Source organism: Flexibacter flexilis DSM 6793 (assembly GCF_900112255.1).
In the GTDB taxonomy this organism is placed as follows: domain Bacteria; phylum Bacteroidota; class Bacteroidia; order Cytophagales; family Flexibacteraceae; genus Flexibacter; species Flexibacter flexilis.
In genome coordinates this window covers 64,535-79,413 of sequence record NZ_FOLE01000011.1, presented here as the reverse complement: position 1 = coordinate 79,413, position 14,879 = coordinate 64,535, and the positions used below count along the sequence as shown (strand labels likewise).

The following is a 14,879-nucleotide window of genomic DNA, read 5'->3' as shown; positions in this document are numbered from 1 at the left end:
GGTAGAAAGCAGATAAACAATCTAACCTCCCCACCCCCCAAAATCTACCCTATTTCCCTAAATCCACCAACCCAATGTACCGAAGCAAACGGATTATGTGTATATTAGCCGCCTTAAAAATGTAATACGTTTATCTTTGTTGTCAATGAAATATAACGAATATAAAAACCCCGATTACGCGCAACTGGCCGAACAAATCTTGGCTTTTTGGAAGCAAAATCGTGTGTTTGAAGCCTCCGTTGATAGCCGTGAAGGCAAGCCTTCGTTTACTTTTTTTGAAGGGCCTCCTTCGGCGAATGGCGCACCGGGTATCCATCACGTAATGGCGCGTGCCGTAAAAGACGTTTTCTGCCGTTACAAAACCCTGAAAGGATTTCAAGTAAAACGCAAAGGCGGTTGGGACACGCACGGGCTGCCCATCGAGTTGCAAGTAGAAAAAGAGTTAGGCATTACCAAAGAAGATATTGGTAAAAAAATTAGCGTAGAAGAATACAACCAAAAGTGTCGCGAATCGGTCATGAAATTTACTGACCAATGGAACGACCTGACCGAAAAAATGGGCTATTGGGTGGATTTGGACAATCCTTATGTAACCTACCAACCCGATTATATCGAGTCTATTTGGTTCTTACTCAAAGAATTATACAAAAAAGATTTGTTATACAAAGGCTACACCATTCAGCCTTATTCACCAGCCGCAGGCACTGGCCTTAGTTCGCACGAACTAAACCAACCAGGTTGTTACAGAATGGTAAAAGACACGTCCGTAGTGGCGCAGTTCAAAGCCCAACCCAACGAACTTTTTGACCCAGCTTGGGGCGAAACGTTCTTCTTGGCTTGGACGACAACCCCTTGGACGCTTCCCGCCAACGCTGCTTTGGCCGTAGGAAAAAACATTGATTACGTGGCCGTTAAAACATTTAACCCTTACACGTTTTTACCTGTAACGGTGGTTTTGGCGAAGGCTTTGATGGGTAAATATTTTTCGGAAAAAGCCAAAGAAGTCGCTTTCGCGGACTTCAAGGCAGGCGACAAACTCATTCCGTTTGAAGTAGTAGCCGAATGGAAAGGTTCGCAACTTGTCGGCATCGGCTACGAACAATTGATGCCATTTGTACAACCCGAAAAACCCGCTTTCCGCGTCATTAACGGCGATTTCGTCAGCACCGAAGACGGTACGGGTATCGTACACATCGCGCCTACTTTCGGTTCGGACGACTTCAGGGCGGCAGCGCAAGCCGACATTCCAGCCATTTTGGTAACCGACGAAGAAGGCAACCGCGCCCCTATCGTGGACAAACAAGGTCGCTACGTGAAAGAAATCACGAAATACGCGGGTATGTACGTGAAAAACGAATATTACGCCGCCGACCAAGCTCCCGAAAAGTCGTTGGACGTGTTGATTTCTATTCAATTAAAAGAAGAAAACAGAGCTTTTAAGGTAGAAAAATACGAACATAGCTATCCGCATTGCTGGCGCACGGACAAACCCGTTTTGTACTATCCGCTGGACTCGTGGTTTATTCGTACTACTGCCTACAAAGAGCAACTTATTGAGCTAAACAAGACAATCAACTGGAAACCAGCTTCTACGGGTAGCGGTCGCTTTGGCAACTGGCTCGAAAATTTGGTGGACTGGAACTTGTCGCGGTCGCGCTATTGGGGTACGCCGCTACCGATTTGGCGCAGTGCCGACGGCAAAGAAGAAGTTTGTGTGGGTTCTACGCAAGAACTTTTGCAAGAACTAAACGCCGCCGCCGCAAGTGGACTTTTATCCGAAAGCCAAAAAGCCCAAAACTTGGACTACGTGGCCAAACTGCAAGCGGGAACGCACGATTTGCACCGCCCATTTGTGGACCAAATTTGGTTGGTTCGTGGCGGACAAGTGTTGCAACGCGAAACGGATTTGATAGATGTTTGGTTTGATAGCGGCGCGATGCCTTACGCACAATGGCATTATCCATTTGAAAATCAAGATACTTTTGCCAGTAACTATCCTGCCGACTTTATCGCGGAAGGCGTTGACCAAACGCGCGGTTGGTTCTTTACGTTGCATGCTATCGCCGTGATGCTTTTTGATAAAGTAGCGTTCAAAAACGTAATTGCCAACGGCTTGGTACTGGACAAAAACGGCAACAAAATGTCGAAACGTTTGGGCAATGCCATTGACCCATTCGCCACGCTCAAGCAATACGGCCCCGATGCGACACGCTGGTACATGATTGCCAACGCACCACCTTGGGATAACCTCAAATTTAATTTGGACGGCGTGCAAGAAACACAACGCAAGTTTTTCGGAACACTTCAAAATACATATTCGTTCTTCGCGCTATACGCCAACTTGGACGGCTTCTCTTTTGCGGAAGCTGCCGTGCCTTTGGCCGACCGCACCGAAAGCGACCGTTGGATTATTTCCAAACTCAACACATTGATTGCCAGCGTAGAGCAAGCCCTCGACGACTACGACCCAACTCGTGCGGCGCGTGTGATGCAGGATTTCGTGAACGACGATTTGAGTAACTGGTACGTGCGCCTCAACCGCAAACGTTTCTGGAAAGGCGAATACAACACCGACAAAATAGCGGCTTATCAAACGCTTTACACTTGCCTGGAAACGTTGGCCAAACTCATTTCGCCGATTGCGCCGTTTTACGCGGAACGTTTGTTCCAAGACCTCAACGCCGTAACCAAACGTGAAACCGTAACGTCGGTGCATTTGTCGGATTATCCAGTATTAGACAAAACCGCGATTGATGCCGATTTGGAAGCGCGTATGGCGTTGGCGCAAAACATTTCGTCTTTGATTCACAGTTTGCGCAAGAAACATTCGTTGAAAGTGCGTCAGCCGCTTTTGCGTGTGTTGATTCCTGTGCTAAGTGAGAAATTTAAGACTGATGTGCAGGCCGTAGAAGAATTAATTTTGTCGGAAGTAAATATTAAAACCATCGAATACATCGACGATACGTCGGGCGTGGTGGTGAAAAAAATCAAACCAAATTTCAAGAAATTGGGCAAAACCTTCGGCGCACAAATGCAAGAGGTGGCGGGTTTGGTAAAAGATTTTGACCAAGACAAAATCCGTGAAATAGAGCAAAAAGGCCAAATCGCGCTGCAACTTTCCGACAAAGTGGTTTCGCTTACGTTGGAAGATGTGGAGATTGCCTCCGAAGACATACCGGGTTGGATTGTGGCCAGCGAAAACGGCGTAACCGTTGCCCTTGATATTACGCTCACCGAAGAGCTAAAACAAGAAGGCATCGCCCGCGACGTGGTGAACCGCGTTCAGAATTTGCGTAAGGATATGGGCTTAGACGTACAAGCCAAAATCCGCATTACGGTGCAGGACAACGCCGACGCGTTGGTGGTGGCTGCGTTGCACAGCAATCAGGCCTACATTTGTACCGAAACGCAAGCCGTTGAGTTGCTGGTAAGTGCTTCTGTGCCGAATGCTACGGCAGTGGACATGGACGACTTCACACTCCAAATGTTGGTGCAGGAAGTTTAATAAAATCAACAAAAGCGAGTAGTATGGAATGATACTGCTCGCTTTTGTTTTAAAACACGAAAATATCATGAAAAAAATACACTTTAAAGGACTAAATGAATTGCGTGCTTTAGCGGCTTTGGCTGTCGTTTTTTATCATATAGAACTCTATAAAAAACGTGCTGGTACGATTAGTTTGTTCAATACATTTTTAAAGAAAAGTATTGAATCTCTTGGGCATAATGGCGTAAATCTTTTTTTTGTTTTAAGTGGCTTTCTAATTACCTATTTACTTATTGAGGAGAAAGAGAAATTTGGTAAAATTGATATAAAAAAATTTTATATTAGACGATTACTAAGAATATGGCCACTATATTATTTTATTTTTTTAGTGGCTATTTTTATTTTACCATTCGCTGTTAAAAATCTAGGCTTATTTAATGATGGCGGTTTTTATGCAAAATATATTTTAATGGTTGATGTCAATTTTGAAACATTATTTTTATTGTTTTTATTATTTTTACCCAATCTTGCACTCGCTAAGCAATTGACATTACCTGGAGCTTCTCAAGCTTGGTCTGTCGGCACAGAAGAACAATATTATTTATTTTGGCCTATCGTAATAGATAAGATAAAAAAAGATTTTTGGGTTGTATTTTTTATTGCTTTCATCATAGCCAAATCAGCATTAAATATGATAGCTGAAAACAATTTTTCTCCTGAAACTTCTTCTTTTATATATACTTTAAAAGTAGAGCTAATGGCTATTGGAGCAATTGGAGCCTATTATACATACTATCACAATGAAAAAATAATCCCTTGGACAACTAATAAATGGCTTTTTATTTTAAATACAATTTTGATTTTAATTTGCTTAAAATACCAAGTGCATCATTTGATTTTTGGTGTATTATTTCTTTATTTAATATTATATAGTATCAATGATTCACCCCTTTCTTTAAGGAATAAATATCTGGATGAAGTTGGAAAAATATCTTACGGAGTTTATATGTATCACCCTATTATCATGTTTATTACTTATTCATTAATTAATAATTTTATAGAAAAAAATAATTTAATAATTTACAATATTCTAGTGTATTTTTTCACAATTGCTGGTTCTTTTGTGATCAGCAAATTATCTTATAATTATTTTGAATCTTATTTTTTAAAATTAAAATCAAAGGGTTACACAGTAGTAGAAAGCGGAAGCTAAATTTTAGGCTCAATAAACAAAAAACCGCCGCTACTTTTCATCAAGGTAGCGGCGTTTTCGTTATTTTTATTTCTCAGAAAAAACTATTTGAGATTAAGGTCGGCGATAATACCCGCAATTTTGGCATCAAGTTGCGCGTCCACCAAGTCATAATCTTCTTTGCGAGCCAACGGCGCATTTACACTAAAATAAAACTTAATTTTAGGTTCTGTACCCGACGGTCTGGCCGATACTTTATCGCCATTTTCAAGTAAAAATTGCAACACGTTAGACGATTCCATCTCGATTTTGGTCGTTTGGCCTGTGAGCAAGTCCGTTTCTACACTTGTTTTGTAGTCGTACATTTTCACCGTGCGCGAACCGTTGATACTTTTCGGCGGATTGGCACGAAGGCCAGCCATCATGTTTTGGATTTCTTGCGCACCGTCGCGGCCTTTTTTGGTAATGGAAATCATGCCTTCTTTGTAAAAACCAAATTGCAAATACACTTCCATCATCAAATCGAAAAGGCTCATGTTTTTGTCTTTGGCGTAAGCAACCGTTTCGGCAATCATGGCGCAGGACGCAACCGCATCTTTATCGCGCACAAAATCGCCGAGCATATAGCCGTAACTTTCTTCACCGCCCAAAATGAATTGTTTTTGGCCTTCAAGCTCACGAATCACGCCCGCAATATATTTGAAGCCCGTAAGCGTATTGAAGCATTCTACGCCAAATTTTTCGGCCATTTTATCCCAAAGATTCGTCGTAACAATGGTTTTTACTACAAATTCTTTGCCCATAATCTTGCCTGCGTTTTTCCAAGCATTGAGCATATAGTAAAACAACACTGTTCCTGTTTGGTTGCCGTTGAGTAGTTGCCATTCGCCTTTGTGGTTTTTCACGGCAATACCTACGCGGTCAGCGTCTGGGTCGGTGGCCATCGCCAAATCCGCGTCCAATTCTTTGGCTTTTTTCACGGCCAAGCTCATGGCTTCGTGTTCTTCTGGATTCGGGAAAACAACCGTCGGGAAATTGCCGTCGGGCGTTGCTTGCTCGGTTACGACATTTACATTCGCAAAACCCAATTTTTCCAACACCTGCGGCACTAACGTAATACCCGTACCGTGCAACGGCGTATAAACGATTTTCAGGTTCTTTTGGCGCAAAATCATGTCTTTGTTCACCGAAAGCCCCAAAACGCGCTCTATGTAAACTTTATCCACGTCTTCGCCCACCAAACGGATATTTTCTTCCGCACGTTGCCACTTCACTTCCGAAGGGCTGGTAATGCTTTCTACTTCACCAATAATATTTTTGTCGTGCGGCGCGACGATTTGCGCCCCATCGTTCCAATACGCCTTGTAACCGTTGTATTCTTTCGGGTTGTGCGAAGCAGTAAGCACTACGCCACTTTTGCAACCAAAATGACGAATCGCAAACGAAAGTTCAGGAGTTGGGCGCATGGCCTTAAACAAATAAACCTGAATGCCGTTGGCCGAAAACACATCGGCGGTAACGCGTGCAAAAAAATCGCTGTTATTGCGGCTGTCGTGCGCGATAGCCACGCTAATCGTTTGGTCAGGATAGCTTTTTTTCAAATAATTGGCCAAACCCTGCGTAGCCATTCCGACCGTGTATTTATTCATGCGGTTCGAACCCACGCCCATAATGCCGCGAAGTCCGCCCGTTCCAAATTCTAAGTTGCGATAAAAAGCGTCGGTAAGTTCGGCCTCGTTGCCGTCGGCTTGCAACTGACGAATGACATTTTTGGTTGCCTCGTCATAATCCCCATTAAGCCACTGGTTAATTTTATCGGCGATTGCTTGTTCCATGTTTGCTGTGTAATGTTTTTTATTTTTGCTTTCGTTTGTAATGAATGCTTTAGGACAATGATTTAATGTGCTAAAGTGAAGAATTATTGTGAAGAAAAACAATTTTTCACACCACAATTATACTTTTTTAGTAAAGAAAAATTTACCCAACCAGAAAGCCATAAAAGCCGCCTAATTGGGTAAATTATTGATTATAAATCTTTTATTCTCGATTCAAAAAAATTATTGAATATTCGCCGAATCCAAAGCGTGTTGATACGTGCGGGCATTTTTCAGGTGCTGGTTATAATCTGCCGAAAAATTGTGATAACCCGAAAAGTCTTCGCGCGCACAGAAAAACAAATAATCGTGGTGCTGGTAGTTCAGAGCCGCATTCAAAGCCGTTACCGATGGCAAGTTGATAGGGCCTGGCGGCAAACCATTGTATTTGTACGTGTTGTATGGCGAAGTAGATGCCTTGTGGCCTTCGCGCACGCGCTTAATCGTGAAATCGCCCACCGCAAAAACGACCGTCGGGTCAGCTTGTAGCGGCATGTTTTGGTCTAAACGATTTTTGTAAACGCCCGCCACAATCGGCATTTCATCAGCCTTTTTGGTTTCAGCTTCGGCGATAGAGGCCAGAATAGAAACTTGTATCGGCGTGAAATTCATGGCTTTAGCTTTGGCGAGGCGTTCGTCTGTCCAGAAACGTTTGTATTCCTTTTGCATTTTCTTTACCAACTGATTGGCCGAAATGTCCCAATACACTTCGTAAGTATTCGGAATGAACATAGCCACAATCGTCGTCGTGTCAAATCCGTAACTGGCCGTGCTGTCTGGGTTGTTAAGAATGGCCTGAAGGTCAGCCGTTTGCATTTCCAACTTATCCGAAAGTTTTTGAATAAGTTCGCTTTTGAGGCGTATGTTATTGAACGTCAGCTTAATGGGTGTTTGTCTGCCCGATTTGAGCGCACGCAAAACATCAAGATTTGAAGCATTAGGTTTGATAAAATACGCGCCAGATTTCACGTCGGTGCGATAGTTGAGCGCACGCGTCAGAAACTGAAAAGACAACTCATCGTTGAGTAGCGTGTCTTTGCGAATCGAATCCAAAACGGCCTCGTAGCTGCTATTTTTGGGAATATAAAGCCACTTGCCTTCGGATTTGCCTATGAGCCAGTTCTTTGTAAAAAAAATCTGATAGCCATAAAAACTAAACGTAATAAAAAAAATGGTAGCAGTAAGCCAGATACCAATTTTGGTGTTGCGCGACAATGCCATTTTGAACCGAAATATTTACCTAATGAAAGTTTGAAAATGAGTTTATGAAATATATAAGTAACTGATAAACAGTATTTTTACAAAAACTTTAATCGCAAAGTTAAAAAAAATGCTGTTAGAATAATGCCCAAGCCCAAAAACATCCGTTCTGACGAGCTACAAAGGACAAAAAAGTAAAACCTAAACGTCTAAAAATAATAAAGGCGAGATTAAAAACCCCGCCATTACTCTAACTCTAAAAAAACCACTCTATTTTTATCACGCTTAAATTTAATTAACAAATTAGCAAACCTTTTACAAGGTTGAGGGGATCACACACAGCATTTTATGCTATTTAACTTGTAATCCTTTTTGTTACACTGCAAATATAGGGCATACCTTATTTCAAATGTTATACAAAAAAGCACTGTTTTATATTTATGTAATATAAAGCACGCTTTTCAAGTAAAATTTTATAGCAGTGTTAAGCCATTATAATGCGGGCAGAACTTTGGCGTAAACTTCACCAAAACCGACTCTAACATTATTTTTAAATGCAAACCCTCTTACTATAACGACATCTCCATCTAAAATAAATGTACGCTCAGAGCCATCAACCATGCGTATCGGATTCGTCCCTTTCCATGTAAGTTCTAGTAACGAACCGTAAGAATTTGTTTCTTTTCCGCTAATTGTACCACTTGCGCAAACATCGCCTACACGTATATTACAGCCATTTACGGTATGATGTGCAAGCTGTTGTGCAATGTTCCAATACATGTACTTAAAATTAGAACTACAAATCTGTTGTTCTTGCCCGCCTTCTGGCTTCAAAAACACCTCTAACTGAATATCATAGTTGTATTGGCCACTGTATTGCAGGTACGGCAAAACCTCAGGATTTTGCGCTGGACTATCCACTTTGAATGGCTCAAGTGCATCTAATGTTACGACCCAAGCCGACATCGAAGACGCGAAATTTTTAGCCAAAAATGGCCCAAGTGGCACGTATTCCCACGTCTGAATATCTCGCGCGGACCAGTCGTTAAACAGCGTGAAACCAAAAATATAATCGTGTGCCTCTGCCGTACTCACCGACTGCCCCAAAGCCGTTTCTTTACCCACAATAAAAGCCATTTCCAATTCAAAATCGAGCATACGTGTAGGCGTAAAAATCGGTGCAGGCGCGTCTGCTGGCTTTATCTGACCTTTCGGGCGGTGTATGTCCACACCAGACACCACAATCGACGAGGCGCGGCCATGATAAGCCACAGGCAAATGCTTCCAATTGGGCAAAAGTGCATTCGCTGGGTCGCGGAACATTGTCCCCACGTTCGTGGCGTGCTCAATGCTCGAATAAAAATCCGTGTAATCGCCAATTTCTATGGGTAAATACATTTGTACTTCTTCCACAGGAATCAAATACGGACTTTGCCCTACACTTACGGCGTGTTCGTGCAAATGACGCAAGGTGTAAGAAGTGTTATGACGCAATAAATCCGTGAGGCGTTCGCGCACAGCACGCCACACAGGGCGACCGCAAGCCATAAATGCATTGAGGCTTTTTTGAGCAAAAACCGATGTATCAAAAGCTATATCCGCCCAAAAATCAGGGTGTTTGGCGCATTGCTGGAGATTGAGAACAAAATTACCAATGCGCACGCCCACCGAAGGCGCAGGCGAATATTTGGCATGGCTATAAATGCCGTAAGGCAAATTATAAATAGAAAAGTCGCTGTTTTCGGGCACTTCCACCCAAGACGAAAGAGGCAACATAAAGACGGGATTTGTTAAGTTGGTGAAATATAGATTCGGGGCAAAGATGTTAATTTTTCGGAAAAATCCGCCGAAAGACTGTTCTTTTTGTGGGAGCAAAAAGCAAAAGCCTCTCATCGGATTGGATTCGATAAGAGGCTTTTAAATACTTTTGGAGGCAATAAATTACCAGCTTGATTTTGTAACACCTGGGATTTTGCCATCAGAAGCCATTTCACGGAAAGTAACACGTGAAATGCCGAATTTGCGCATATAGCCACGCGGACGGCCAGTAAGTTTGCAACGGTTGTGCAAACGAATAGGCGAAGCGTTACGAGGCAATTTATCCAAACCTGCATAGTCGCCAGCAGCTTTCAACGCAGCGCGTTTTTCAGCATATTTAGTAACGGCGGCTTGTCTTTTGCGCTCACGCGCTTTCATTGATTCTTTTGCCATATTAGTAAAGTTTTGACCAGTGTAAAACTACTGATTTTTCTTTAATTACTGATTATTTTTTTGGTTTGCGAAAGGCATACCCATCAATTTCAACAATTCAAAGCTCTCTTCGTCGGTAGTGGCTGTTGTTACGAAAGTAATGTCCATACCAGAGATTTTGTTTACTTTGTCGATGCTGATTTCAGGGAAAATGATTTGTTCTTTCACACCGAGCGTGTAGTTACCACGTCCGTCAAAACCTTTATCGTTTACGCCTTTGAAGTCACGTACACGAGGAAGCGCAACAGTTACAAGGCGGTCAAGGAATTCGTACATACGTTCTCCACGCAAAGTAACACGTGCACCGATAGGCATATTCTCACGAAGTTTGAAGTTCGAGATAGCTTGTTTCGATTTAGTAGAAACGGCTTTTTGGCCAGAGATAGTAGTAAGTTCTTCTACACCTATATCTACTAATTTTTTGTCTGAAACAGCCGCACCAATACCTTTGTTGATGCAGATTTTGGTAATTTTAGGCACTTGCATAACAGTTTTGTACTGAAACTTCTCTTGCAGTGCAGGCATTACCTCTTTCAAGTATTTATTTTTTAATCTTGGAGTTGCCATGTTACTTTATGATGTCGCCTGTTTTCTTAGAAAATCTTTGAAGTTTGCCTTTTTCGTCAAGTTTACGGCCTACGCGAGTAGCTTTGCCCGACTTAGGGTCAATCAGCGCCAAGTTGCTGATATGGATAGAGGCTTCTTTTTTCACGATGTCGCCTTGTTGAGCGGCAGCGTTAGCAGTAGCAGCAGTTGGTTTGATGTGTTTTGTAACCAAGTTAACATCTTTCACGATGGCACGGTTTTTCACAGCATCAACCGATAACACAGTACCAGTTTTACCTTTTGAATCGCCCGCGATAACAGTTACTTCGTCACCAACTTTGATGCGCAATTTTATTTTTTTAGGTTGTGCTTTCATTATAGAACTTCGGGGGCTAATGACACGATTTTCATAAATTGTTTGTCGCGCAATTCGCGGGCAACTGGCCCGAAGATACGCGTGCCACGAGGCTCGTCGTTGTTGTTAAGCAATACGGCTGCATTGTCTTCAAAACGAATATAAGAACCGTCTTTACGACGAACTTCTTTTTTAGTGCGTACAATTACCGCTTTCGATACAGTTCCTTTTTTGAGGTTGCTCGAAGAAAGAGCTGATTTTACGGTAACAACAATTTTATCACCTACTGAGGCATACTTCTTACGAGTACCACCCAATACGCGGATAACAAGAACTTGTTTAGCTCCACTGTTATCAGCTACGTTTAATCTTGATTCTTGCTGTATCATAATTATTTCGCTCTTTCAATAATTTCCACTAATCTCCAACGCTTAAGTTTGCTCAATGGGCGTGTTTCAGAAATGCGAACGATGTCGCCGATACCACACTCATTTTTCTCGTCGTGAGCCATAAATTTGGTAGTTTTTGTCATAAACTTACCGTAAATGGGGTGCTTTACTTTGCGCTCCACAGCAACAGTAATAGATTTGTCCATTTTGTTGCTCAACACTTTACCGATACGCTCTTTGCGTACATTACGGTCTATTGGCTGATTATTTGTTGTTTCCATTTGTCAATTAGTTAAGCAGTAGCGAGTTCTTTTTTGCGTAACTCAGTGTTCAAACGCGCAATGTTGCGGCGTGTTTCGCGCACTTCCATTGGGTTTGTAAGAGGAGTTACTGCGTGAGCAAACTTAATTTTATCAAGTCTGGCCTTTTCTTCGCTAAGGCGGCTACGAAGCTCGTCTGCGCTTAATGCCGAGAAATTTTCTTTTTTTGCCATTGTTTTGAAAAACATTTTCAGGGTTGAGTGCCGCCGTCTTCTTTATATTTGAGGAGAATTAAAAGCAGACAAACGGCCAGTCATAAAGGTAATCATCTGAAAGGCAACATACAAGGCTATTGAGCAAAATAGTAACGGATACTTTGCCGCCGTTGATAAGCTACCTTTGGGTTAGACTATTCTTGATAGTCAGGACGTACTATGAATTTGGTTCTTACTGGAAGTTTTTGGGCAGCCAAACGAAGAGCTTCGGTAGCTACGGCCAAAGGAACACCCGTAGATTCAAACAAAATAGTACCAGGTTTGATAGGAGCAACCCAGTATTCTGGAGCACCCTTACCTTTACCCATACGAACCTCTGCAGGTTTTTTGGTAATAGGCTTATCAGGGAAAATACGAACCCATACTTGGCCTTCACGTTTCATTGCACGTGTTACGGCGATACGAGCCGACTCTATTTGGCGAGCAGTAATCCAGCCAGCTTCAAGAGATTTTATAGCGAAAGAGCCAAAAGAAATCGTATGACCGCGTTGAGCGATACCACGAACTCTGCCTTTTTGCATCTTTCTATATTTAGTTCTTTTTGGTTGTAACATTGTCGTTGTCCAATACTAATGTTGTGAAATTAAACACACAACAGAACTGACAAAGAGTACACAAGTTACTGTTTATCAGTTCTATTGATTAAGGGAATGACTAGCGTTTTTTGTTGTTGTTGTTGCCAGCACCTCTGTTGTTGCCGCCACCACGTCTGTCATTACCGCGTTTGTCGTCTTTGCGGTTGCCACGACGACCTTTATCGTTGTCATTGCCTCCGAAATTGCCACGAGATTGGCTGTCACCACTTGAAGCATTTTGAGCAGCCATTGTAGCTACGTTTGGAGACAAGTCGCGTTTGCCATATACTTCGCCACGGAAAACCCATACTTTGATACCGATTTTACCGTAAACTGTAAGGGCTTCAGAGATAGCGTAGTCAATATCCGCACGAAGTGTGTGCAAAGGAATACGTCCTTCTTTGTATTGCTCAGTACGCGCCATCTCAGCACCAGCCAAACGACCCGACAATTTCACTTTGATACCTTGAGCACCTACACGCAAAGCCGCAGCAATCGCTTGCTTCATGGCACGACGGTAAGAAATACGTGCTTCAAGTTGTTGAGCGATAGACTCCCCTACCAATTTCGCATCAATTTCAGGACGCTTAATTTCGTAGATGTTGATTTGAACATCTTTTTGGGTAAGTTTTTTCAACTCTTCTTTAATCTTATCTACTTCTGCACCGCCTTTGCCAATTACGACACCTGGACGAGCAGTGTTAATAGTAAGCGTAATGCGTTTTAGCGTTCTTTCGATAATAACTTTCGAGATACCGCCTTTGGGGATACGTGCCAACACGTATTTGCGGATTTTTTCGTCTTCTACTAATTTATCAGCAAAAGTTTTACCGCCATACCAGTTGGAGTCCCAACCCTTCACGATTCCGAGTCTAAGCCCGACAGGATTAACTTTTTGTCCCATTGTTTATACCGTCATTACGTTTTTACTTACTATCAGATGAATTTTGAGCTGCGCTGTCCACAACAATCGTAACGTGGTTAGAACGTTTACGAACACGATAAGCACGTCCTTGAGGAGCTGGGCGCAATCTTTTAAGCTGACGACCTTCGTTTACGAAGATTGTTTTTACAAACAAATCAGCAGTCTCGATGCTATCGGCAGGATTTTTTTCTTGCCAGTTAGCGATCGCCGAAAGGAGCAATTTCTCCAATTTAGGCGCACCGCTTTTCGAGTCAAATTTAAGTATATTGAGGGCGTGTCCTACTTTTTTACCTCTGATAAGGTCTGCGATAAGGCGCATCTTGCGAGGTGATGTAGGCACGTTATTTAATTTTGCTATTGCTTCCATATTATAATGTGTAGCGAACAACGAACCACCCAGTCTAACGATGTAGGCTATTGTTGTTCATTGTTAAATTACTTTTTGCCTTTATCTTTCTTAGCAATATGACCACGGAAGTTACGAGTAGGTGCAAACTCTCCAAGTTTATGTCCTACCATATTTTCTGTTACATATACAGGAATGAATTTGTTTCCGTTATGTACAGCTAATGTATTGCCTACAAAGTCAGGAGAAATCATTGAGCGGCGAGACCACGTTTTGATCACGTTTTTCTTGCCAGCTTCATTCATTTCCTGTATTTTTTTGTCCAGTCTATAATCAATATATGGACCTTTTTTTAGTGAACGTCCCATTGTTATTTTTTCTTGCCGATGATTAAGTTATCTGAATACTTTTTGGGGCTACGAGTTTTCTTACCTTTAGCAAGCAAACCTTTACGTGAGCGTGGGTGACCACCCGAAGCTCTACCTTCACCACCACCCATTGGGTGATCCACTGGGTTCATCGCAACGGCACGTGTACGAGGGCGAGAGCCTTTCCAACGAGCGCGACCTGCTTTACCATCATTCTCGTTCATGTGGTCTGGGTTAGAAACTGCACCAACCGTAGCCATGCAAGTTACCAACACCATACGCATTTCACCAGAAGGTAATTTAAGCGTAGCATATTTGCCATCACGAGCAAGCAACTGAGCGTAAGCACCTGCACTGCGAACCATCGCAGCACCTTTGCCTGGCTTCAATTCTACGTTGTGGATAATAGTACCCAACGGAATCGCTGACAAAGGAAGGCTGTTGCCTACTTCAGGAGCAACATCAGCACCCGAAACAACTGTTTGGTTCACTGTAAGACCTTGAGGAGCAAGGATATAACGCTTCTCACCATCTACATAATATAGCAACGCGATGCGTGCGCTGCGGTTTGGATCGTATTCGATAGACTTCACGACAGCAGGAACGCCGTGTTTGTTACGTTTGAAGTCAATGATACGGTAACTTTTTTTGTGACCACCACCGATGTAGCGCATAGTCATAGCACCAGCACTGTTACGACCACCTGTTCTCTTGATAGAAGTTACAAGTGATTTTTCTGGCTTAGAGGCCGTAATTTCGTCGAAAGCGGGTGCAACTCTGAATCGCTGGCCAGGTGTAACTGGTCTTAATTTCTTTAATGCCATTTGTCAGTCTGAA

At 42.6% G+C, this 14,879-nt stretch carries 16 protein-coding genes; 2 read left to right on the top strand and 14 right to left on the bottom strand.

Going from position 1 to position 14,879, the window contains the following annotated elements:
• Positions 1-145: 145 nt before the first annotated feature.
• Positions 146-3,505: an isoleucine--tRNA ligase gene (ileS, locus tag BM090_RS15860; RefSeq protein ID WP_091515737.1), complete on the top strand. Its 3,360-nt coding sequence runs from the start codon at positions 146-148 to the stop codon at positions 3,503-3,505.
• Positions 3,506-3,572: 67 nt separating this feature from the next.
• Positions 3,573-4,700 (top strand): acyltransferase family protein, encoded by a 1,128-nt coding sequence (locus BM090_RS15855; RefSeq protein WP_177199972.1) that lies wholly within the window; start codon positions 3,573-3,575, stop codon positions 4,698-4,700.
• 83 nt (positions 4,701-4,783) lie between these two features.
• Here the strand turns inward: BM090_RS15855 and BM090_RS15850 are convergent, their stop codons facing one another.
• The 14 genes from BM090_RS15850 to rplB all read right to left on the bottom strand — a co-directional run bounded on the left by BM090_RS15850 (position 4,784) and on the right by rplB (position 14,866).
• Positions 4,784-6,514 (bottom strand): phospho-sugar mutase, encoded by a 1,731-nt coding sequence (locus BM090_RS15850; RefSeq protein WP_091515730.1) that lies wholly within the window; start codon positions 6,512-6,514, stop codon positions 4,784-4,786.
• 222 nt (positions 6,515-6,736) lie between these two features.
• The gene (gene mltG / locus BM090_RS15845) at positions 6,737-7,774 is read right to left on the bottom strand and encodes an endolytic transglycosylase MltG (protein WP_091515726.1); all 1,038 of its coding nucleotides are present in this window, start codon (positions 7,772-7,774) and stop codon (positions 6,737-6,739) included.
• A gap of 471 nt (positions 7,775-8,245) precedes the next feature.
• Positions 8,246-9,529 carry a fumarylacetoacetase gene (gene fahA / locus BM090_RS15840; protein ID WP_091515723.1) on the bottom strand — a complete coding sequence of 428 codons (1,284 nt, stop codon included), beginning with the start codon at positions 9,527-9,529 and terminating at the stop codon, positions 8,246-8,248.
• A gap of 165 nt (positions 9,530-9,694) precedes the next feature.
• Positions 9,695-9,964, bottom strand: coding sequence for a 30S ribosomal protein S14 (rpsN, locus tag BM090_RS15835; RefSeq protein WP_091515720.1), 270 nt, complete (start codon positions 9,962-9,964; stop codon positions 9,695-9,697).
• A 45-nt stretch (positions 9,965-10,009) separates the two neighbouring features.
• Complete coding sequence (gene rplE / locus BM090_RS15830) at positions 10,010-10,570, bottom strand: 50S ribosomal protein L5 (RefSeq protein ID WP_091515716.1); 561 nt, start codon at positions 10,568-10,570, stop codon at positions 10,010-10,012.
• A gap of 1 nt (position 10,571) precedes the next feature.
• Complete coding sequence (gene rplX / locus BM090_RS15825; RefSeq protein WP_091515712.1) at positions 10,572-10,925, bottom strand: 50S ribosomal protein L24; 354 nt, start codon at positions 10,923-10,925, stop codon at positions 10,572-10,574.
• Complete coding sequence (rplN, locus tag BM090_RS15820; RefSeq protein ID WP_091515709.1) at positions 10,925-11,293, bottom strand: 50S ribosomal protein L14; 369 nt, start codon at positions 11,291-11,293, stop codon at positions 10,925-10,927. Before rplN ends, rplX begins: the two co-directional genes overlap by 1 nt.
• Positions 11,294-11,295: 2 nt before the next feature.
• A complete protein-coding gene (gene rpsQ, locus BM090_RS15815) occupies positions 11,296-11,574 on the bottom strand; it encodes a 30S ribosomal protein S17 (protein ID WP_091515705.1) in 279 nt (92 codons plus the stop codon).
• An 11-nt stretch (positions 11,575-11,585) separates the two neighbouring features.
• Positions 11,586-11,786, bottom strand: coding sequence for a 50S ribosomal protein L29 (gene rpmC / locus BM090_RS15810; protein WP_091515702.1), 201 nt, complete (start codon positions 11,784-11,786; stop codon positions 11,586-11,588).
• Positions 11,787-11,962: 176 nt separating this feature from the next.
• On the bottom strand, positions 11,963-12,382 hold the full coding sequence (gene rplP / locus BM090_RS15805; RefSeq protein WP_091515698.1) for a 50S ribosomal protein L16: 420 nt from the start codon (positions 12,380-12,382) through the stop codon (positions 11,963-11,965).
• Between the two features lie 100 nt (positions 12,383-12,482).
• Positions 12,483-13,307 (bottom strand): 30S ribosomal protein S3, encoded by an 825-nt coding sequence (gene rpsC / locus BM090_RS15800; protein ID WP_091515694.1) that lies wholly within the window; start codon positions 13,305-13,307, stop codon positions 12,483-12,485.
• A gap of 22 nt (positions 13,308-13,329) precedes the next feature.
• On the bottom strand, positions 13,330-13,695 hold the full coding sequence (gene rplV, locus BM090_RS15795) for a 50S ribosomal protein L22 (RefSeq protein WP_091515691.1): 366 nt from the start codon (positions 13,693-13,695) through the stop codon (positions 13,330-13,332).
• Between the two features lie 68 nt (positions 13,696-13,763).
• Positions 13,764-14,042, bottom strand: coding sequence for a 30S ribosomal protein S19 (gene rpsS / locus BM090_RS15790; protein WP_091515689.1), 279 nt, complete (start codon positions 14,040-14,042; stop codon positions 13,764-13,766).
• 2 nt (positions 14,043-14,044) lie between these two features.
• Positions 14,045-14,866 carry a 50S ribosomal protein L2 gene (gene rplB / locus BM090_RS15785; protein WP_091515686.1) on the bottom strand — a complete coding sequence of 274 codons (822 nt, stop codon included), beginning with the start codon at positions 14,864-14,866 and terminating at the stop codon, positions 14,045-14,047.
• Between the last annotated feature and the right edge of the window lie 13 nt (positions 14,867-14,879).

Excerpts from the sequence above, each read along its gene's own strand:
- ileS (WP_091515737.1), top strand. The coding sequence starts at position 146 with ATGAAATATAACGAATATAAAAACCCCGATTACGCGCAACTGGCCGAA.
- BM090_RS15855 (WP_177199972.1), top strand. The coding sequence starts at position 3,573 with ATGAAAAAAATACACTTTAAAGGACTAAATGAATTGCGTGCTTTAGCG.
- BM090_RS15850 (WP_091515730.1), bottom strand. The coding sequence starts at position 6,514 with ATGGAACAAGCAATCGCCGATAAAATTAACCAGTGGCTTAATGGGGAT.
- mltG (WP_091515726.1), bottom strand. The coding sequence starts at position 7,774 with ATGGCATTGTCGCGCAACACCAAAATTGGTATCTGGCTTACTGCTACC.
- fahA (WP_091515723.1), bottom strand. The coding sequence starts at position 9,529 with ATGTTGCCTCTTTCGTCTTGGGTGGAAGTGCCCGAAAACAGCGACTTT.
- rpsN (WP_091515720.1), bottom strand. The coding sequence starts at position 9,964 with ATGGCAAAAGAATCAATGAAAGCGCGTGAGCGCAAAAGACAAGCCGCC.
- rplE (WP_091515716.1), bottom strand. The coding sequence starts at position 10,570 with ATGGCAACTCCAAGATTAAAAAATAAATACTTGAAAGAGGTAATGCCT.
- rplX (WP_091515712.1), bottom strand. The coding sequence starts at position 10,925 with ATGAAAGCACAACCTAAAAAAATAAAATTGCGCATCAAAGTTGGTGAC.
- rplN (WP_091515709.1), bottom strand. The coding sequence starts at position 11,293 with ATGATACAGCAAGAATCAAGATTAAACGTAGCTGATAACAGTGGAGCT.
- rpsQ (WP_091515705.1), bottom strand. The coding sequence starts at position 11,574 with ATGGAAACAACAAATAATCAGCCAATAGACCGTAATGTACGCAAAGAG.
- rpmC (WP_091515702.1), bottom strand. The coding sequence starts at position 11,786 with ATGGCAAAAAAAGAAAATTTCTCGGCATTAAGCGCAGACGAGCTTCGT.
- rplP (WP_091515698.1), bottom strand. The coding sequence starts at position 12,382 with ATGTTACAACCAAAAAGAACTAAATATAGAAAGATGCAAAAAGGCAGA.
- rpsC (WP_091515694.1), bottom strand. The coding sequence starts at position 13,307 with ATGGGACAAAAAGTTAATCCTGTCGGGCTTAGACTCGGAATCGTGAAG.
- rplV (WP_091515691.1), bottom strand. The coding sequence starts at position 13,695 with ATGGAAGCAATAGCAAAATTAAATAACGTGCCTACATCACCTCGCAAG.
- rpsS (WP_091515689.1), bottom strand. The coding sequence starts at position 14,042 with ATGGGACGTTCACTAAAAAAAGGTCCATATATTGATTATAGACTGGAC.
- rplB (WP_091515686.1), bottom strand. The coding sequence starts at position 14,866 with ATGGCATTAAAGAAATTAAGACCAGTTACACCTGGCCAGCGATTCAGA.